This is a genomic window from Sphingomonas endolithica, assembly GCF_025231525.1.
Lineage (GTDB): Bacteria > Pseudomonadota > Alphaproteobacteria > Sphingomonadales > Sphingomonadaceae > Sphingomonas > Sphingomonas endolithica.
Genome location: NZ_CP103057.1, coordinates 1,213,353 through 1,232,882, shown reverse-complemented (window position 1 = coordinate 1,232,882; position 19,530 = coordinate 1,213,353). Strand labels below are relative to the sequence as shown.

The following is a 19,530-nucleotide window of genomic DNA, read 5'->3' as shown; positions in this document are numbered from 1 at the left end:
TGTGGACGTCAGAAGACGGCAATCATGATGAATGACGTTCGCGCGGCTTCTTGTAGTGGCGATCTTGATCAGCATCGCGATCGTTGGTTGGGCCTATCGGACGGCCATCTCTGATCCGATAGTCCGCTTTGCTACAGTCGAGATGCTGCCAGCTGAAAGCTCACAAAAGCAGCTTCGGATCCTCTTCCTTTCTGACGTTCATGTGGCGGGGCCTGACATGCCTCCGGAACGGCTGAGCCAAATCGTTCGGCAGGCGAATGCTCAGCGGCCTGATGCGGTGCTGATCGCAGGAGATTTCGTGAGCGACAAGGCGCTTGCTACCAAACGCTTCTCTTTGGAGAACGCGATCGCGCCGCTCGGTGACCTTAAAAGCCGGTTTGGGACTTTTGCCGTGTTGGGCAATCACGATCACTGGCGCAGTGCTGCAGCGGCTTATTCGGCCTTGCGGCGCGCTGGCATCAACGTGCTCGACAATAGCGCCGCGCGGGCAGGTCCTTTGGTTATCGGCGGTCTGGATGATGCATTCACGCATCATGATGATCTCAGCGCCACATTGCGCGCGATGGCGGCCCTTGGCGGAGAGCCAGTCTTGCTGAGCCATAGCCCAGATCCATTCCCGCGCGTTCCGGCAGAAGTGAAGCTCATGCTGGCCGGGCATACCCACTGTGGTCAGATCAGGCTGCCACTTGTCGGGGCGATTTCTTACATGTCCGAGTATGGCGACAAGTACGCTTGTGGCGTCGTTATAGAACACGGCAAGACGCTCGTGGTCGGTGCGGGCTTGGGAACCAGCCTATTGCCATTGCGACTGGGAGCAGTGCCTGACATGTGGCTCATCGTGGTCAAAAGGCGGAGCCGCTCTTTAATGCCGCGCGCTGAACCCCCGATAAACGCCGCATTCCGAGTGGGTTAAGCTCGACTCGCTTACTCCTTTGCAACAAGCTCGGTGGGTCGCGCGTTTAATGACCCAAGCGGATAAGGGCTTGCTGGCATGAGGAGTATGAACATGAACAGCGTGTTGAAGAAAGCGGGTCTGGGCGTCGCACTCGCTGCTACGGCCTTGACCGCCGCGGCACCGGCCGATGCGCAGCGTTATCGCGGCGGCTATGGTGGTGGATGGGGCGGTTATGGCCGTCATTATGATCGCCACTACGATCGTACCGGTCCCGCATTGGTTGCGGGGATTGCCGGGCTGGCGATCGGTGCGGCGATCGCGTCGAACGGGCGTGATCGCTACCGTGACGATTATTATCGTGATCGCGGGTATCCACGCAATTACAATTACAATTACTACAATCGCCGCGGTTACTATCCCAACGATGGCTATTACGCGCAGCGTTATCGCGGCCGTGGCTATGGCGGCTGCCGCGTCGAGCGTCGCTGGGATCCGTATTACGGTCAGCCGGTACGCGTGCGCGTCTGCTACTGATCGCGTGAACTGCAGGAAGCGGCGCCGGATTGATCCGGCGCCGTTTTGGTGTCTGGCGTTGGCGGGGATTTTGCGCCAAAGGCAGCGCCCATGACCGACACCCCGCCAGACCGCCTGTCCTCCAACCCGCGCAGCCCGTTCTTCGACGAAGACAAGCTCGCGCGCGGCATCGGTATCCGCTTCAAGGAGCGCGAGCGCCATGACGTCGAGGAATATTGCCTGTCCGAAGGCTGGATCCGCGTTGCGCTCGGCAAGAAGGTCGATCGCAAGGGCAATCCGCTGACGATCAAGTATAGCGGCCCGGTGGAGGCCTGGTACGAGCGCCCGGCCGACGGCGACGCGCCCGACACTACGGATGCTGCCGAGGGCTAATCTAGCTGTCACGCTACGATGCGCTATGCCGTTTCCCCTGCGAAAGCAGGGGCCAGAGCCCAAGCGTAGCACCTGTGACTCTGGGCCCCTGCCTTCGCAGGGGAACTGATCGTATCAATCGTGCTCGATGAACGAGCCTTCCGGCATGTGACGCTGGGCCGCTGCCAGATCGAGCACTGCATCCGAAGGCTGCACGCAGCGGTCGTGCGACACCAGGGAAGCTCCCCGGGTCACCAGGACGCCTGAACGGAACGCCGGATCGTTCGGGCCGTCGCCAAAGCTGGTGCGGATCGTGCTGCTGTACACCACATAGCCGTAAGGTCCTTTGGCGAAGCGGATCTGGCTCTCACCGCCGCCGGAATAGGCGCGATTGGCATAGGACAAGCCGGGCGCGCGGACGGGCGATGCCAGTTCGAGCTTGCCGGGCAGGCCGGACCGGTATTGAGCGGCGGTGCTGCTGCCGCAGACAGCAACCAGCCGGCGCTTGGTGCGGCACTCGAAGATGACCGTCTCGCTCGGCGCACACAAGCTGGCGCGCTTCACCACTGGCGCCGCTTGAAGCGGCGCCAAGGCGAGCGGCGTCGCCAGTGCGAGCAGTGCCGCCGGTCTCAGTGGACGAACCGCGCCACGACGTCGCGGTAGCTGCGGCTGACCTTCACCGAGGCACCTGATCCCAGCACCAGGAAGCATTCGCCATTGGTATGCGGCTTCACTTCCTTGACCAGATCGAGGTTGACGATGGTCGAGCGATGCACGCGCTGGAAACGGCGCGGGTCGAGGCGCTTTTCCAGGTCCTTCATCGTCTCGCGCAGGATCAGCGTGTTGTCGCCGGTATAGATGCACATATAGTCGCCCGCGGCATCGATCCGCTCGATCTTGTCGACGTCGACGCGGAAAATCTGTCCGCGATCCTTGATGTTGATCAGCTTCTCGAAACGGTTCGAGGAAACCTGGTCGCCACCGTCGTTCATGTCGCCGACGCTGTCGGGCGCGACCTCGGCCAGTACTTCCTTGAGCTTTTCCACCTCTTCCACGCCGCGCTTTTCGGCCAGTCGTTGGCGCACGCGCTCGATCGTGTCGGCCAGGCGCGATTCCTCTACCGGCTTCATCAGGTAATCCACCGCCTGCGCTTCGAACGCCTTCAGCGCATGGTCGCTATAGGCGGTGACGAACACGAACAGCGGCGGCTCGACCTCCATCAGCCCCTGCACGACCGAGAAACCGTCGAAGCCCGGCATCTGGATGTCGAGGAAGACCAGGTCCGGCTTGTGCGTCTTGATGCTGCGGATGGCTTCACGGCCATTCTGGCACCGATCGATGATCTCCACGTCTGCGTGCGCCTGGAGGCGGAGTTCCAAGCCCTGGATCGCCAGCGACTCGTCATCCACCAAAATCGTTCTAATCGTCATGCGACCTCTCTTGCCGATTCCCTCGATGGTTCATCGAGCTGGAACGGAATTTCAATTTCTACCTCGAACCCGCCGCTCGGACGGCTCCTCGCCTCGAAGCTGTGATCGGGCCCGAACGCCTGCGCCAGACGCTCTCTGATATTGGCAAGCCCGACCCCGGTTGAAAGGCTTGGACGTGCTTTCATTTCATGCAACCCCGGACCGGTGTCCGATACGGCGATCTGCACGCGATCTCCGGCGAGCCGCGCCGTGACGCAGATTTCCGCGCCTTCTTCCTTCGGCGTCACCGCATATTTGATCGCGTTCTCGACCAAAGGCTGGAGCAGCAGCGAGGGCAAACGCGCCCGTTCGACGCGCACGTCGATGTCGAAGCGCGGCTGCAGCCGCTCCTCGAAGCGCATCTTCTCGATCTCGAGATACAGCTTCAGCGTCTCCACCTCCTGCTGCAGCGTGACATTGGCGGTCGCCTCGTTGGCCAGGGTATACCGCAGGAAGGACGATAACCGGCTGAGCATCGCGTTGGCGCGCTCGGTCTGTTTCAGGAGCACCAATGTCGAGATCGAATTGAGCGTGTTGAACAGGAAGTGCGGGTTCAGCTGGTAGCGCAGCATCGCCAGCTGCGCCGATGAGGCGGTGTTTTCGAGCGCGGCCAACTGGTCGATCTGCTCCTCGACGATCAGGTAGAAGTTGATCCCGAAATAGAGCGCCGACCAGCCCGCCAGCACGGTAAAGTTGAGGAAGATCGTGCCCAGCACCAGGTTGAGGTTCAGGCCTGGATTGGCCAGCTTGATGAACGAGAAGGAGAAGGCATCGAGCACCGCATACAGCAAGGTTGCCAGCAACAGCGTGAAGATGCTGAGCAGTACTCCGCTGATCCGCGGCAGCCCCCGATAATATCCGTAGAGCGTGGAGAGCAGCAGCGTGATGCAATAGCCGACGATCGATTCGATCACCACCGGCACGATCATGTCGAGCGACGGGCCGTTGGAGATGCTGGAGACGCTGCGCAGGATGAGATAGCCGGTCCAGCCTGCTGCCTGGAGTGTCCAGAACGCGCGGCTCTTTTCTTCGAAAAAAGGCCGCGAGAAGATGTCCGGCTTCTTGAGCGCGACGGCGGGCAGGGCAGGGGATGGCATCACCCATGCCTTACAGTGCCTGGCAGGAGAGCGCAAAGCGGGCACCGGGGGCGGCCTGGGTCAAAGCGTCCGCTTGCTCTCGCCGTCTGCGGGGGCCAAGGCAATGCCGTGCGCGCGCCCTGCCTTGCCACCGGTCTTCGCCGGGTCTTGCTGCTGACGGCGTTGCTGTGCGTGCTGCTCGCGCGGGTCGCAGTGCCGGCGGGCTGGATGCCGATGGCAGACGTCGATGGCGGGTTCGTCCTCGCACCCTGTTCCGGCATGGGGATGATGGCGATTGCCGCGCCCGCCGCCACGCACGAGCCCGGCATGCACATGGCGGCCGCGCATGAGGGTGCCGAGGCGGACGGCAAGCGCCACCCGGACCCGGCCGGCGATCATCCCTGTTCCGGCGCTGGCGTCACTGCGGCACTGACGATGCCGATCGTCGGCCTGCCCAGCGCGATCGCGCCGCGGCCGGCGACCTTTGCCCGATCCGTACCACTCACCTTTGTCGGCCACGGCCTGGCCGCGCCACCGCCTCCCTCCACCGGTCCCCCGATCCCCGCCTGAATCGTCACTGCGCATCCCTGCGCTCGTTTCAGTCGAGGATCGTTTCATGTCCAATCTCAAGGGCGCGCTCCGGCGCGCCGTCTGCCTGTCCGCACTTGCCGCGGCGTCACCTGCTTTTGCCCAAACCACCGATGGCGACGACGTCCTGGTCGTCGGCCAGCGCGACGCGCCGATCGAGATCGAGCCGCGCGGTTTGTCCGTCAGTTTGGGCGAGAAGCAGTTCGCCGGGGTCAACGCGTTCAACACCGAAGACCTGATCAAATATGCGCCCGATTTCTTCGTCCGCACGCGCTATATCGGCGACAACAATGCCGTGCCCGGCTTCCGTGGCACGCACAGCACGCAGAGCGCCCGCTCGCTGGTGATGGTCGATGGCTTCGTCGTGTCGAACTTCCTGGGCAATTCGTTCGGCTTCCCCCCGGCCTGGGGGATCGTCTCGCCGAGCGAAGTGCGCCAGTTCGACATCGTCTACGGCCCCTATTCGGCGCGCTACCCCGGCAATTCGATGGGCGGTATCGTCAATATCTCGACGCGGGCGCCGGACAAGACCGAGGCGTTCGGCACGGTGCAGGCCTGCGTCCAGCCATACCGCCAATATGGCACGCGGGAGGATTTCGAGGGCTATTCCGCCGAAGCCGGCTTCGCGCTCAAGCCCGAGAACAGCCCGTTCGGCTTCCGTGCCTCGGTACGGCGGCTGCGCAACGACAGCCAGCCGCAGCAATTCTACCAATTCGGCTATAGCGGCGCGCTGTACGGCAACGGGGCGGGCAGCACGCCGGTGACCGGCGCCTATGCCGATCCGGCGCTGATTGCGGTCGCCGGCACCAAAGGCATCGTCGCGCCGGTGATCGGCGATTACTCGTCGGTCGCCACGCGGCAGGATCAGGCGCGCGGGCAGGTCCGGTTCGACTCGGGGGAGTTCCATGCCGAGGCGCTGTTCACCTATTGGTGGAATCGCGAGGAGACGCTGCACCCGCAAACCTATCTGCACGATGTCGCGGGCAAACCGTTCTACGGTGATGCCAGTGGGCAGGCGAGCTTTGGCGGCCATAGCTATCTGCTCAATGCCGCGACCAATTACCGGCTCGGCATTGCGCAGAAGAACGAATGGCTGGCCGGACTCAAGCTCGAAGGCCCGCTGCTCGGTTTCGACACGCGCCTGAACCTCTCCACGCTGCGCTTCGACAAACAGGAGACGCGGTCATCCAACGGCTATGCCGCGGGGATCGCCAATGGCGCGGGGCAACTGACGCAACAGGGACCAACCGGCTGGTATACCGGCGATCTGCTCGCGACACGTGCGTTCGGCGCGCATGACCTTGCGATCGGCGCCAACGGCAATCTCTACGAGACCGACCAGAGCGTGTTCGACACGACCAACTGGCGCGCGGCCACTGGCCGTACGGCGCGCACACGGACCCTCGGCCGCACGCGAACGATCGGCGTGTTCGCCGAAGATGCGATCGGCCTCGGCGCCGATACGCTGCTGACGATCGGGCTGCGCGCCGATTGGTGGCGCGCTTATGATGGCGGGCTGACGTCCCGCGCCACGACTGGCGCATCCGCCGGACAACTCGTCACGCAGCGTTATGTGGCGCGCACCGACAGTGCGATTAGCCCCAAGCTGGCGCTGAAGCATAGTTTCGAGAATGGTTGGGCGGCGGAATTGAGCCTGGCGCTCGCCACCCGCTTTCCCACCGTCGGCGAACTGTTCCAGGGATCGCTCAACGGCGACGGCACGTTCAATCGCGACAGCTTCGATCCGAACCTCAAGCCCGAGAAGAGCCGTGACGCGAACCTGCTGGTGCGCAAGCGCCTCGGCCCGGCGACGATGACGGGAAGCCTGTTCTACCAGCGGATCAGCGACGCGATCTTCAGCTATGTCGGCTTCAACCAGGCCGGGGTGTCGACATCCGCGTTCAAGAACATCGACGTTACGCGGCAATATGGCGCGGAGCTGATCGCCGAGGTGAAGGATTGGCCGTTCTCGGGGCTCGACGTCGACGCCAATGCCGCCTGGCTCGATGCGGTGACGGTGCGCAACGCCGATGACCGCGCGTCGGAAGGCGTGCAATTCCCGCGCATCCCGCGCTGGCGGCTGAACGGCAATCTGCGCTGGCGGCTGATGCCTGCGCTGCAGGCGGTGGTGGGCGTGCGCTATGCCAGCCGGCCCAACACCGATATCGACGGGCTGCAGCGCGGCGACGCTTACGGCTATACCTCCGAACTGTTCGCGCTGGACGTGAAGGCGAATGTGGATGTGGCGACAAACCTGCGGCTGTCTGCTGGCGTGAACAACCTGACTAACGATCGCGCGTGGGTGTTCCATCCTTATCCGCAGCGCACGTTCCTGATCGAGGCGGGAGTGAAGCTATGAGCGTCAAACCGGCGGGCACGCGTTGGTACAATGCGGTGTGGCGCTGGCATTTCTATGCCGCGATGCTGTGCGTGCCGTTCGTCCTTTGGCTGGCGACGACCGGCGCCATCTATACCTGGAAGCCGCAGATCGAGGCCTGGATCGACCGGCCGTACGATCATCTCGCGGTTGCAGCGCCGGTGGGGGCGGATGCGCAGGTCGCCGCTGCACTCCGTGCGGTGCCCGGATCGCGGCTGCACAAATACACGCTGCCGGAGGCGCCGGGGCAGGCGGTACGGATCATCGTCGCAACTGGTGGGGACGAGACGCTCGCCTATGTCGATCCCGCCACTGCCAAGGTGCTGAAGACGGTGCCGGTCGAATCGCAGTTGATGCGCGTGATCTTTCACCTGCACGGCGATCTGCTGGTCGGCGATCCCGGCAGCTATCTGGTCGAGCTTGCCGCCTGCTGGGCGGTGGTGATGATCCTGACCGGCCTGTATCTGTGGTGGCCGCGTGGCGGCACGGGGCTGGCCGGCATCGTCTATCCGCGGTTGCGCGGCGGGCGGCGGCTGTTCTGGCGCGATCTGCATGCGGTATCGGGCATCTGGGTGTCGCTGCTCGCGCTGGGGCTGATCCTGACCGGCCTGCCCTGGGCCAAGGCCTGGGGCAGCTATTTCGCGGCCGCGCGGCAGGTGACCGGCACCGCGGACGGCCCGGTCGACTGGCCGACCGGCCCGCGCCCGCCGGCGAGCGCGCGATGCTGGGCGACCATGCCGACCACAAAGGCATGACGATGGGGCACCAGGCGGCGGCACCGGGCGAACTCGACCGCGTGATCGCGCGCGTGGCACCGCTCGGCATCGCGCCGCCCGTGCTGATCGCGCCGCCAGCGGAGCAGGCGAGTGTGTGGACGGTCACCTCCGACGCCGCCGATCGCCCGCTGCGCACGCGGCTGACGGTGGATGGCGCGACCGGTCGCGTGCTGGAGCGCCGCGACTTCGACCAGCGCCACTGGGTCGACCGCGCCGTCGGCTACGGCATCGCCGCGCATGAGGGGGCGTTGTTCGGCCTGGCCAACCAGTTGCTCGGCACGGTGACGGCGTTGCTGCTGATCACGCTGGCGGTGTCGGGGACGGTGTTGTGGTGGCGGCGGCGGCCGGTGGGATTGCTGGGCGCGCCGATCCCGTTGACGCGGCCGCGCTTCGGGGCGGTGCTGATCGCGGCGGTGGTGGTGCTCGGCGTGCTGATGCCGTTCTTTGGGGCGAGCCTGATGGTGGTTTTATTGGTCGAGCGGTTCGTGCTGCGGCGGTCCTCTGCCGGACGCTGGCTGGGGCTGCGGCAGCTTAGCGGGCGATGACTTGGGGTAAACTTACCCTCCGGTTCGTCTTGAGTAGCCCCTTCGGCTGCCTGCAAGGGCAGGCGCTCAGGACAGGCATCGAGTGGCGCGAAGCGTGTATCGAGAGGGCGATCGAAGGACAGGCGGCACCGCGCTCCAAGGTGCTTCGATACGAGCCCTCGATACGGCCTTCGGCCTACTCGGTCTCTACTCAGCACGAACGGGTGGATGTGAAATCATGATGCTTTAGCCTGCACCATTGCTCCCCGGTGGAGGACGGGGCCCAGGCGGGCAGGTCGTGGTGACTGAGCACAGCGCGCGCCATCTGCGTTCCGCGACTGGGCCCCGGCCTTCGCAGGGGAACACAGGCGTTGGGCATTGGACAGGCCGGGGCGGGAGTGAATCCCGCCCCGTCGGCCGATCGCTCTCGCGTCGCCGGCCGGCCGTTCGGGTGGCCGCGCTTTGCGCGGCACTGGCGATTAGCTTTCGCTAATCGCCTCGCTCCGTTACCAAATGTGCACGCGCTCCGCCGGGGCCAGATACAGTTTGTCGCCCGGTTTCACGTCGAATGCCGTGTACCAGGCATCCACGTTCCGCACGATGCCGTTGACGCGGTAGAACGGTGGCGAATGCGGATCGCTCAGCAGGCGGGCTCGTGCCGCACCTTCGCGCAGCTTCGACTGCCATGCCTGGGCATAGGCCAGGAAGAAGCGCTGGTCGCCGGTCAGCCCGCCGATCACCGGTGCCTTGCCGTGCGCCGCCTGATATTGCTGGTACGCGGCATAGGCAGTCTCGACGCCACCTAGATCGCCGATATTCTCACCCAGCGTCAGTGCGCCCTTGATGTGCGTGCCGGGGATCGGCTCATACGCATCATATTGCTTCGACAGTGCCGCGGTGCGCTCGGTGAAGGTCTTGCGCGCTTCGGGCGTCCACCAATTCTCGAACTTGCCGGTCGGGCCGAACTGGCTGCCCTGATCGTCGAAGCCGTGGCCCATTTCATGGCCGATGATCGCGCCGATCGCGCCGTAATTGACCGCGGCATCCGCCTTGGGATCGAAATAGGGCGGTTGCAGGATCGCGGCGGGGAAGGTGATCTGGTTGGCGAGCGGGTTGTAATAGGCATTCACCGTCTGCGGCGTCATGTCCCACAGCGTGCGATCGACCGGCTTCTTCAGGCGCTCCAGATCCAGATTGTGCTGGAATTCGCCCGCACGCAGCGCATTGCCGACCTGATCGTTGCGGTCGATCTTCAGCGTCGAATAGTCGATATACTTGATCGGGTGGCCGATCCGCGGATCGAACGCGGCGAGCTTGGCCAGCGCCTGCGCCTTGGTTTTGGCATCCATCCAGCTGTTCGCCTCGATGCGCTGCTTGTACGCGGCGCGCAGATTGGCGATCAATTCGCTCATCTTCGCGTCGCTCTCCGGCGGATAGTGGCGCTTGACGTAAATCTCGCCGACCGATTCGCCCATCACGCCGTTGACGAGATTGATGCCGCGCTTCCACCGCGCGCGCTGCGATGGCTGGTCGTTCAGCGTCTTGCCGTAGAAAGCGAAGGTCGCATCGTCGAACGTCTTGGGCAAAACGGGCGCGGCCGAAACGGCGAGGCGGAACTTCATCCAGTCCTGCCAGGTCGACACCGGCGTCGCGGTGAAGATCTTGCCGAGCTCGGTCAGCGCGGTCGAATTGCTCATGATGACGATCGGATAAGCGCCATAGCCCGCGGTGTTCAGCAGCAGCGGCCAATCGAAATCCGGCGCCAGCGCCTTGCGCTGCTCGGCCGTCATCGGCTTCAGCATCGCCACCAGGTCACGTGACTGCTCGGGCGACCATTGCACCTTGGCCATTGCGGTTTCCAGCGCGATGATCTTGTCGGCACGCGCCGCTGCGTCGGGGATGCCCGACAGGGTCAGGATCTGCGTCACGTAAGCGCGATAGGCGGTGCGGAACGCGTCGTACTTGGCGCCGGGCAGGATGTAGTAATCGCGCCCGCCCATGCCCAGGCTGCCCTGGCCCGCAGCGACGGTGTAGCGCGTCGGATCCGACGGATCGGGCAACTGGCCGATCTCCACCGGGCTGGCATAGCCGACGGTCGAAAACAGTGCCTGCAGTTTGGCCTTGTCGTTCGCGGCGTCGATCTTGGCGAAATACGGTTTGAGCGGGATGGCACCCCGCTTGGCGATCGCCGCCTCGTCCATGAAGCCGGCATACAGATCGCCCAACTGCTTTGCGCCGGCGCCCGTCGTCGCCGGGTCGCGCGCCGCATCGGCGAGAATGTCGCGTACCTGCAATTCGGCCTGATCGACCAGGATCACGCCGGGGCCGGCCGACGTCCGGTCTGCCGCGATCTCGGTGCGCGCATCCCAGCCGCCGTTGGCGAAGGTCCAGAAATCGTCGCCCGGCTTCACGTCGGGCTTCTGCGCGGTGAGGTCGACACCGAACGTGCCGTATTTAGGCCCCGTCGCGGCGGCTGCGGTCGGCGCGGGGGCCTGCTGCGCCATGGCAGGCATGGTGACTACGAGAGCCGCAACCGCGGCAGACAGGTGTAAGGCCAGAGAAACGCGCATGAATTGCCCCCTATAGGTGTATTGCCGTAGCGTAAGAGTGTGACGGGCGTAGCGCAATCGACAATCAGGTGCTTACGCCGGAGTGCGTTTGCGTTTGCGTTGGCCAAGCCGGCACCCCGATTCGTTCGGCAACTATCCCTTTGAGACATGGATCGTCATCCCCGCGAAAGCGGGGATCCATAGTGGCGGGCCTGGCGGCTGAAATGCAGGCGTTCGAGTATATGGATCCCCGCCTGCGCGGGGATGACGGCGAATTACTTGTTCGAAGGCTACAACCGCCGAACAGGTCCGGCGTGACGGTCGTTGCGCTGAACTGCGGGTCACCGCCAACGGCGATCCGCCCTACGGCTTCGGCACGTCCGCCTTGCCGCCGGCGATCGCCCCCAGATACTGCTCGCTGAAATCGGTCGCGATCTCGATCCACAAGGGATGATGGTCGGACATCTGCCAGGTGCGCCATTTCTTGTAGATCGCCTCGGGCGTCTTGGCCTTGCTCTTGCTGTCCTTGTCGAGATCCTTCTTCGGCAGCACATCGGCGTAGAGTGCCAGATCGGCGTCGGTGAAGACGTCTTCGAAGATATCGACCATGCCGCCACCCAGCACCTTGAAACGGTCGTCCTTCATGCGCACGGCGATCTGGTCGTAGAAATGCTGGCCGAGCTTGCGCACCTTCTTGCCGTCTATCTCCGGCGGCACGACGAAGCCTTCGGATTTCAGCGCCTGCATGGTTTCGTGTTCGGGGCTGACGACGTTGAAGTCGCCGAGCACGATATAATTCTCGACCGTGCCGCGTTGCCGCTCCGCGGCGCGCGCGGAGGCGCGATCCTGGCGGTCGGCGAAGAATTTCACCAGCGACGCGATCTCGCCGATGCGCCGCTTGAGCGCAGGGCCCGAGGCCGCGCCGTAATAGAGATGCGCGGTGCATAGGCTGAACTGGAACCAGCCGGACTGGAACGCGACCAGGAACGGGCTGCGCGCGAATTGCAGGTGTTTCTCTTCCTTGGTCACCGGCGTTGCCGCGGCCATGTCCTTGGGCGGCTTGATCGTCTTCTCGGCGACGATCAACTGCCCGTCGGGCAACACGATCTCGCCCGCGATTCTGCGGAAAAATACCTTTTCGGTGTTGTAGACAAAGGCCATGCGCTCGCCATTGCCGCCGTCGCCTTCGGTGATGTCGGTGGCGATATAGGTCCATTCTCGGCCCAGGATGCGCATTACCCGGTCGAGCGCCTCCATGTCCTCATTCACCTCCTGCACCGCGATCAGATCGAAGGCGGAGAGTATTTCGGCGATGTAATAGAAGCTTTCGGTGCGGCGCGGGCCGAAGCCGAACTTGTTCGAATCGAAATCGCGAATGTTCCACGTCGCCAGCAGCAGGGAGGCATCGCCCTTGCGCTGCCGCAGCGGCTCTAGCCTGGCGCGCATCTTGAGCAATCGGTCGGCACAATGCCGCGCGCCTGCTGCGTCATCGCCAAAGTCGCGCCTGATCCCCGCATACATGTTCGACATGACAGACCCCCGCCCAGTTCATTTCGACCTGCCGTTTACCACATCTTTGCCGCCAAGTATTCAGCCGACCACGCGGTTCTCGATCAAATCGTCGACCACCGCCGGATCGGCCAGCGTACTGGTGTCGCCCAGGCTGGATACATCACCCTCGGCGATCTTGCGCAGGATGCGGCGCATGATCTTGCCGCTGCGCGTCTTGGGCAGGCCGGGGGCGAACTGCAATTTGTCCGGTGCTGCGATCGGGCCGATCTCCTGTCGCACCCATTTGATCAGGTCGGCGCGCAGATCGTCCGATGCTGCGGCGCCCGAATTGAGCGTGACGTAGGCATAGATGCCCTGGCCCTTGATGTCGTGCGGCATGCCGACCACCGCCGCCTCCGCCACCTTGGGGTGCAGCACGAGCGCGGATTCCACCTCGGCGGTGCCCATGCGGTGCCCGGATACGTTGATCACGTCGTCCACCCGGCCCGTGATCCACCAATAGCCGTCCTCGTCGCGCCGTGCCCCGTCGCCGGTGAAATACTTGCCCTTGTAGGTGCTGAAATAGGTCTGGAAGAAGCGTTCGTGATCGCCCCACACGGTGCGCATCTGCCCCGGCCAGCTGCGCGCGATGACGAGGTTGCCCTCCGCCGGCCCGGTCAGCACCTGTCCTTCGGTATCGACCAGTTGCGGATCGACGCCCGGCATCGGCTTGGTCGCGCTGCCGGGCTTCAGGGCGGTGGCCCCGGGCAGCGGCGCGATCATCGTCCCGCCGGTCTCGGTCTGCCACCAGGTATCGATGATCGGGCAGCGGCCGCCGCCCACGACATCGTGATACCAGCGCCATGCCTCGGGGTTGATCGGCTCGCCCACGGTGCCGAGCAGCTTCAGCGAGCCGCGGTCGGTCGCATGCACGAAGGCGTCGCCTTCCTTCATCAGCGCACGCAGCGCGGTCGGCGCGGTGTACAAGGTGTGCACCTGGTGGCGGTCGACCACTTGCCAGATGCGGCTGGCGTCCGGCCAGGTCGGCAGGCCTTCGTACATCAATGTCGTCGCGCCGTTGGCGAGCGGCCCGTACAGGATATAGCTGTGCCCGGTCACCCAGCCGAGATCGGCGGCGCACCACCACACTTCGCCCGGGCGATAGTCGAACGTCAATTCGTGCGTCAGGCTGGCCCACAGCAGATAGCCGCCGCTGCTGTGCAGCACCCCCTTGGGCTTGCCGGTCGATCCAGAGGTGTAGAGGATGAACAGCGGGTCCTCTGCGCTCATCGGCTCGGGCGGGCAGGCGGCCTCCACCTGCGCCGCGGCCTCGTGATACCAGACATCGCGATCGGCCCGCATCGTCACGTCGCCGCCTGTCGCGCGCACGACGATCATCGTCTGCAGCGCCGGCGCGCGCTCGGCGGCGGCATCGGCATTGGCCTTGAGCGGAATGCGCTTGCCGCCGCGGCGGCCCTCGTCGGCGGTGATCAGGATCGCCGAGTCGCAATCGGTGATCCGCCCGGCGAGCGCCTCGGGCGAGAAACCGCCGAACACCACCGAATGAATCGCCCCGATCCTGGCACAAGCGAGCATCGCAAACGCCGCCTCGGGGATCATCGGCATGTAGATCGTGACCCGGTCGCCCTTCTTGGCCCCCTGCGCCTTCAGCACGTTGGCGAAGCGGCACACTTCGGCATGGAGTTCGCGGTAGGTGAAGCGGCGCGGCTGTTCGGAGGGTTCGTTCGGCTCCCAGATCAGCGCCACCGTGTCGGCGTTCTTGGCAAGGTGTCGGTCGAGGCAGTTGGCGGCGACGTTCAGCTTGCCGTCGGCGAACCAGTTGATGTGGAAATCCGCCTCGTCGAACGACCAGTCGCCGGCGATCTCGGGCCGCTTGATCCAGTCGAGCCGCCGCGCCTGCTCCAGCCAGAAGCTGCCGGGATCGGCGAGCGACCGGCCGTACAGCCGATCATAGCCCTGCGTGTCGAACCGGGCCTGCTTCGCCCAATCGGCGGGTACGGGGTAGACGTCCTGTTCGGCCACACATGCTCTCCTACAGCTTCCACTTTGCCGGTGGAGATGGGGGGCTGGCAAGTGCGGCGTAGCGCCGGGTGCGAACAGTTGGCAGCTGCCCAGCTACTACACGCAGCATCGCCCGCCTCAGAAGATCGCCTGGTACAGATTGAACAGGCTGGTCAGCGTCAGGATCACGCCGACCAGGAACATCAGCCGCTGCGCCGGGACGCGCTTGGCCAGGATCGCGCCGAACGGTGCGGCGATGACGCCGCCGATCAGCAGGCCGACGGTCGCCTTGGTGAACGCCTCCCAGCCGAGCTGCGTGATGAACGTCGCCGAGATCGTCGTGGTGAGGAAGAATTCCGCCGTGTTGACCGTGCCGACTGTCATCCGGGGCGAGGCGCCCTGCACCAGCAGGTTGGAGGTCACCACCGGCCCCCAGCCGCCGCCGCCGGCCGCATCCAGGAACCCGCCGACCAGCCCCAAGGGCTCGACGATCTTGGGCTGGCGTTCCTTGGGCGGGTAATGCGTCGATCGCCACAGCAGGTACAGGCCGATCGCGGCCAGATAGGCGAGGATGTACGGCTTGACCGTATCCGCCTTCAGGTTGGACAGCACATAGGCGCCGAGCACGCCGCCGATCACGCCCGGCACCATCAGCCGGAAGAACATCTTCCAATTGACGTTGCGATGGAGCGTGTGGCTGATGCCCGAGACCGCGGTGGTGAACGTCTCCACAGTATGCACGCCGGCCGATGCCAAGGCAGGGGGAACGCCCAGCCACAGCAGCAGGGTGTTCGAGATCACCCCGAAGGCCATACCCAGCGCGCCATCGACCATCTGCGCGGCAAAGCCGACGGCGATGAAAGGCAGCAGGGATTCCAGCGTCGCGACCGTCAGATACGAGCTCAAGGCAATCCCCACATCATCGTCCAGCCTGCCCGATTGCTTAATCCGTCAAAGCCTACAAGCAAGATAGGGTTTACGGCCAGAAACTTATGGGCGTGCTGGCGCTTTAATTCGGGACGCGGGACGCTTAGATAGTCTGCTGCGCAACAGGGGCGATGACGACAATGGGGCTGATCGCCTATCTCGATTCGATCAAGGCGCGCGATCCTGCGCCGCGGTCGCGACTCGAAATCCTCACCTATCCCGGCGTGTGGGCATTAGGGTATCACCGCATCGCGCACCGCTTGTTCAAGGCGCGGTTGTTCTTCCTGGCGCGCGCAGTGAACCATTTCTCACGCTTCCTGACCGCGATCGATATCCATCCCGGGGCGACGATCGGGCGCAACTTCTTCATCGATCACGGCTTCGTGGTGATCGGCGAAACGGCGTTGATCGGCGACAACGTCACGATCTATCAGTGCGTGACGCTGGGCGGCACCAGCCCCGACAACGGCATTGCCGGCAAGCGCCACCCGACCTTGTCGGACGGCGTGATCGTCGGCTCGGGCGCGCAGGTGCTGGGGCCGATCGTCGTCGGCAAGGGCGCGCGCATCGGCGCCAATGCCGTGGTGACGCGCGAGGTGCCGCAGGGTGCGGTGATGGTTGGTATCCCGGCGCGCGCCACGATGGTGGAGGGCGGCCGCAAGGCGCCGGACTTCCTCGCCTACGGCACACCGTGCAGCGAGATGTTCGATCCGGCGACGCAGAAGGTGGAACTGCTGCGCTGCGAACTGGAGACGATGCGCAAGCGGCTCGATGCCCTGCTCGCGGAAAACGAGGACCTGCGGGACCGCGCCTGATGGGAGTGGTAACACCCTTTCCGGTGCCACCGCGCGTCGGAGCGCAGGTCGGCTTCGAGCGTGCCGAACTGACGCGCATCCTCGATCTGTACGGACGCATGGTCGCGGCGGGCAATTGGCGCGATTACGCGATGGATCTGGGGCGTGACGCGGCGATCTTTTCCGCCTTCCGGCGCACCGCCGAGCGGCCCGAATTCCGGATCGAGAAGCGTCCCGCCTTGCGCAACCGCCAGGGCATGTGGGCGCTGATCGGCGAGGCGGGCGTGGTGCTGAAACGGGGCCACGATCTGGCCGCCGTGCTGGCGCCGGTCGAGCGCCGCTTGATGAAGCTGGTGTCGGACTGAGTATCTTCCCCTCCCTGAAAGGGAGGGGGCAGGAGTGGGGCGGTCCTTTCCGCAACATGGGTGGGTGCCAAACCCACCCACCCCCGACCCCTCCCTTTTCAGGAAGGGGAGAAGCATCAGGCGCTGGCCGGCACCATCGCCGACACCGGCGGCAATCGCTCCGCCACACTGCCCAGCGTGCCGACCACCCGCCGCCGCATCGGGTGCCAGAAGGCCGACAGCGTCAGCAAGGCCGATCCGATCACCAGCGCGGTGAATGCCCAGGCGAGTTCCACGGCGCCGGCCGTCTCGAACAGCGACGAGAGGGCGTACAGCACATAGGCCAGGCTGGAGACGAGCAGCGCCCGCCGGTCGACCGCCAGTGCGATGAAGCCGAAGGCGAGGTACAGCGCGATGACGATCAGCGCCATGCCGCCGCCGATCGGCCCATCGAACACGCCGAGCAGGTTGAACAATGCGTGTGCGATCATCGGCGCTGCGGCGAGATGCAACCAGAAGGCTACGTCCGATCGCCGCGTGCGCCGTTCGCGGTCGCTCATGTCCCAGCGCATGGCAAAGGCGAACATCGCGATCCCCGCCGCCAGCACCAGCCAGATGAATACCCGCTGCGCTTCCGGCACGAACCCCACGACCAGCGCCATGACCACGCCGACCACCGCCACGGCACCTGCCGCGACGGTGATCGGCACCATGAAGCGCCGCCAGTGTAGCCATGCCGCAGTCGCGGTGATCGCCGCGATCACTGCCACGATCGCGCTCAGCACGATTTCCGGTCGGCCCGGCGACACACTCTTGGCGAAGGTCTCCACCGCCTGCGCGTCGAGCGCGAGCAATCCGGCCAGCGCCGCGGCGACACCGCCGATAAAGCCGATCAGCAACACAATCGAGGGCAGCGCCATCCGCCGCTGGCGCGTGAAGAATTCCGCCAACCCCCAACTGACCACCGCCACGGCAACCCCGCCCATCGGCCGCGTGATCGACTGGCCGAGCCAGGCGACACCCAGCAGCACGGCGATCGCCGCGATCGAGACGAAGATGTCGTTGAACCCGGTCAGCAACCGGAAGCTTTCCTCGTCCACCGCCGGTGTGTGGCGGGTGGCGGCGATATGGTTGCGCAACGCCGCTGCCGCGTCGGGGCTGAGCGCCCCGGCCGTCACCGCGCCGTCTATGTCGCTTTCGCTATACATGGTCGATCCTCCTGTTGCCGGCAGGAGAATGACATGGGTGCGTTAGTTTGGCAATACACCTGATCCTCCGCTCGGGGAGGGGGACCGTTCGCGCCTTCACGCGAAGGGTGGAGGGGGGTGCCGGCTACGCAACTGTAGCGTTGCCGGCGAACCCCCTCCATCAGCCTGCGGCTGCCACCTCCCCCTGCCGGGGAGGAGCGAGATCAGCCGCCTTGCAGCTTCTTCAGGATGCTCATCGACTGTTCCGCTCCATTCTGCGGCACGAACTCGCCGGTGCGGTCGGTGATTTCGGCCCAATGCGCCGCGATTCCCTCGGGCGACAGGTCGTCGCCGCTCAGCAGCGCGCCCTGAGTCAGCGTGACGTACGCCGCCTGGAACACGCCGGCACCCGCGCCGATGATCATGTTGGTCGGTGCGTCTTCCGACACCAGATACAACGCCGCCGGGGCCACCTTGTCGGGCGAGAAAGCGGCGAACGCTTCGGCCGGGAAGATGTCCTCGGTCATGCGCGTGCCCGCGGTCGGGGCGATCGTGTTGACCTTGATGTTGTTCTTGGCGCCTTCGATCGCCAGCGTCTTGGTTAGACCCGCCAGGCCGAGCTTGGCCGCACCGTAATTCGCCTGGCCGAAATTGCCGTACAGGCCGGTCGAGGAGGAGGTCATCAGCAGGCGGCCATAATTCTGCGCGCGCATCGTGTCCCACACCGCCTTGGTGACGTTGGCCGAGCCGTTCAGGTGCACGTCGATGACGAACTTGAAATCGCCCGGCTCCATCTTGGTGAAGCTCTTGTCGCGCAGCACGCCGGCATTGTTGATGACGATATGAACGCCGCCCCAGGCCTCCTTGGCCCTGGCGATCATCTCAACCATCTGTTCGTACTCGGTCACGCTGCCGCCATTGGACATGGCGGTGCCGCCGGCGGCCTCGATCTCCTCGACGACCTTCAGCGCCGCGTCGCTATGGCCGTTGCCGTCGCGCGATGCGCCGAGATCGTTGACCACGACCTTCGCACCGCGCTTGGCGAGCTCGAGTGCATAGGCCCGGCCCAGGCCGCCGCCGGCGCCGGTGACGATGGCGACCTTGTCGTCGAAACGAATGGACATGAAAAAAGCGCTCCCATGAGATGGTGAGCGCTTCCTAGGCGATCGGTCGCCAGTGGCAAGAGGGCGGGCGCCGCACGGCGCCCGCCCATTCAGTCGTTACTTACCGCCGCGCTGGATGCAGCTGTCGGTCACGGTCTTCGAGCAACGCGGATAGCTCGCCTTGGGGGCAGGAGCCGGGGTCGCCGTCGGCGCACCCATGGTCGGTGCCGCGCCCGTGGTCGTGGTGCTGGTGCTCGTCGTCATCGTATCGCTCGTCGATGCCGGTGCCTGCGCTGCGGGGTCGGCAGCCGTGTCGGTCGGCGGAGTCTGCGATGCCGGATCGCCGGCAGGAGCCTGCGTGGTCTGGTCGGCCGGGGCCGTCTGCGCGACGGCGGGCGCGGCGAACGCCAACGCGGCGATGAGCATGATCTTCATGAGGTCTTCTCCTGTGAAAAACGAAACGCCAGCATGGCGTTGCGGGTCAAACGCACATCCTGCGTCATGGCTCCATCGTTACGATAAC

Annotated in this window: 19 protein-coding genes; 9 read left to right on the top strand and 10 right to left on the bottom strand. The window is 65.0% G+C overall.

What is annotated here, in order from left to right; translation table 11 throughout:
* Window positions 1–55: 55 nt before the first annotated feature.
* From NV382_RS05830 to NV382_RS05820, 3 genes are all read left to right on the top strand, one after another.
* The gene (locus tag NV382_RS05830; protein ID WP_260599573.1) at window positions 56–913 is read left to right on the top strand and encodes a metallophosphoesterase; all 858 of its coding nucleotides are present in this window, start codon (window positions 56–58) and stop codon (window positions 911–913) included.
* Window positions 914–1,006: 93 nt separating this feature from the next.
* Complete coding sequence (locus tag NV382_RS05825) at window positions 1,007–1,429, top strand: hypothetical protein (protein ID WP_260599572.1); 423 nt, start codon at window positions 1,007–1,009, stop codon at window positions 1,427–1,429.
* Window positions 1,430–1,519: 90 nt separating this feature from the next.
* Entirely contained in the window at window positions 1,520–1,801 is a 282-nt protein-coding gene (locus NV382_RS05820) for a DUF3297 family protein (RefSeq protein ID WP_260599571.1), read from the top strand.
* 114 nt (window positions 1,802–1,915) lie between these two features.
* On the opposite strand, the gene NV382_RS05815 is transcribed toward NV382_RS05820, so the two are convergent.
* From NV382_RS05815 to NV382_RS05805, 3 genes are all read right to left on the bottom strand, one after another.
* Window positions 1,916–2,347: a hypothetical protein gene (locus tag NV382_RS05815; RefSeq protein ID WP_260599570.1), complete on the bottom strand. Its 432-nt coding sequence runs from the start codon at window positions 2,345–2,347 to the stop codon at window positions 1,916–1,918.
* Between the two features lie 62 nt (window positions 2,348–2,409).
* Window positions 2,410–3,210: a LytR/AlgR family response regulator transcription factor gene (locus NV382_RS05810; protein ID WP_260599569.1), complete on the bottom strand. Its 801-nt coding sequence runs from the start codon at window positions 3,208–3,210 to the stop codon at window positions 2,410–2,412.
* A complete protein-coding gene (locus NV382_RS05805) occupies window positions 3,207–4,346 on the bottom strand; it encodes a sensor histidine kinase (RefSeq protein ID WP_260599568.1) in 1,140 nt (379 codons plus the stop codon). The genes NV382_RS05810 and NV382_RS05805 overlap by 4 nt, the downstream gene beginning before the upstream one ends.
* Window positions 4,347–4,454: 108 nt before the next feature.
* Between NV382_RS05805 and NV382_RS05800 the strand changes: the two genes are divergently transcribed.
* From NV382_RS05800 to NV382_RS05785, 4 genes are read left to right on the top strand one after another with little or no spacing between them, the layout of a single operon-like run.
* On the top strand, window positions 4,455–4,895 hold the full coding sequence (locus tag NV382_RS05800; RefSeq protein WP_260599567.1) for a hypothetical protein: 441 nt from the start codon (window positions 4,455–4,457) through the stop codon (window positions 4,893–4,895).
* Window positions 4,896–4,941: 46 nt separating this feature from the next.
* Window positions 4,942–7,272: a TonB-dependent receptor gene (locus NV382_RS05795; RefSeq protein WP_260599566.1), complete on the top strand. Its 2,331-nt coding sequence runs from the start codon at window positions 4,942–4,944 to the stop codon at window positions 7,270–7,272.
* The gene (locus NV382_RS05790; protein WP_260599565.1) at window positions 7,269–8,045 is read left to right on the top strand and encodes a PepSY-associated TM helix domain-containing protein; all 777 of its coding nucleotides are present in this window, start codon (window positions 7,269–7,271) and stop codon (window positions 8,043–8,045) included. Before NV382_RS05795 ends, NV382_RS05790 begins: the two co-directional genes overlap by 4 nt.
* Window positions 8,012–8,611, top strand: coding sequence for a PepSY domain-containing protein (locus NV382_RS05785; RefSeq protein WP_260599564.1), 600 nt, complete (start codon window positions 8,012–8,014; stop codon window positions 8,609–8,611). The genes NV382_RS05790 and NV382_RS05785 overlap by 34 nt, the downstream gene beginning before the upstream one ends.
* Window positions 8,612–9,096: 485 nt before the next feature.
* On the opposite strand, the gene NV382_RS05780 is transcribed toward NV382_RS05785, so the two are convergent.
* The 4 genes from NV382_RS05780 to NV382_RS05765 form a co-directional block, all read right to left on the bottom strand.
* Window positions 9,097–11,160, bottom strand: coding sequence for a M13 family metallopeptidase (locus NV382_RS05780; protein WP_260599563.1), 2,064 nt, complete (start codon window positions 11,158–11,160; stop codon window positions 9,097–9,099).
* A gap of 342 nt (window positions 11,161–11,502) precedes the next feature.
* The gene (locus NV382_RS05775) at window positions 11,503–12,669 is read right to left on the bottom strand and encodes an endonuclease/exonuclease/phosphatase family protein (protein WP_260599562.1); all 1,167 of its coding nucleotides are present in this window, start codon (window positions 12,667–12,669) and stop codon (window positions 11,503–11,505) included.
* Window positions 12,670–12,729: 60 nt separating this feature from the next.
* Window positions 12,730–14,673, bottom strand: a complete 1,944-nt coding sequence (gene acs / locus NV382_RS05770) for an acetate--CoA ligase (RefSeq protein WP_260599561.1) — start codon at window positions 14,671–14,673, stop codon at window positions 12,730–12,732.
* A gap of 117 nt (window positions 14,674–14,790) precedes the next feature.
* Window positions 14,791–15,558 carry a sulfite exporter TauE/SafE family protein gene (locus NV382_RS05765; protein WP_260599560.1) on the bottom strand — a complete coding sequence of 256 codons (768 nt, stop codon included), beginning with the start codon at window positions 15,556–15,558 and terminating at the stop codon, window positions 14,791–14,793.
* Between the two features lie 161 nt (window positions 15,559–15,719).
* Here NV382_RS05765 and epsC point away from each other — a divergent pair, with 161 nt between their 5' ends.
* Together epsC and NV382_RS05755 are read left to right on the top strand one after the other, a co-directional pair.
* Window positions 15,720–16,394 (top strand): serine O-acetyltransferase EpsC, encoded by a 675-nt coding sequence (epsC, locus tag NV382_RS05760; protein WP_260600324.1) that lies wholly within the window; start codon window positions 15,720–15,722, stop codon window positions 16,392–16,394.
* Window positions 16,394–16,738 carry a DUF2794 domain-containing protein gene (locus tag NV382_RS05755; protein WP_260599559.1) on the top strand — a complete coding sequence of 115 codons (345 nt, stop codon included), beginning with the start codon at window positions 16,394–16,396 and terminating at the stop codon, window positions 16,736–16,738. Before epsC ends, NV382_RS05755 begins: the two co-directional genes overlap by 1 nt.
* 116 nt (window positions 16,739–16,854) lie before the next feature.
* Here NV382_RS05755 and NV382_RS05750 read toward each other — a convergent pair whose 3' ends face one another.
* The 3 genes from NV382_RS05750 to NV382_RS05740 form a co-directional block, all read right to left on the bottom strand.
* The gene (locus NV382_RS05750; RefSeq protein WP_260599558.1) at window positions 16,855–17,925 is read right to left on the bottom strand and encodes a hypothetical protein; all 1,071 of its coding nucleotides are present in this window, start codon (window positions 17,923–17,925) and stop codon (window positions 16,855–16,857) included.
* A 203-nt stretch (window positions 17,926–18,128) separates the two neighbouring features.
* Complete coding sequence (locus tag NV382_RS05745; RefSeq protein ID WP_260599557.1) at window positions 18,129–19,028, bottom strand: SDR family NAD(P)-dependent oxidoreductase; 900 nt, start codon at window positions 19,026–19,028, stop codon at window positions 18,129–18,131.
* A gap of 96 nt (window positions 19,029–19,124) precedes the next feature.
* On the bottom strand, window positions 19,125–19,442 hold the full coding sequence (locus NV382_RS05740) for a hypothetical protein (RefSeq protein ID WP_260599556.1): 318 nt from the start codon (window positions 19,440–19,442) through the stop codon (window positions 19,125–19,127).
* Window positions 19,443–19,530: the final 88 nt, after the last annotated feature.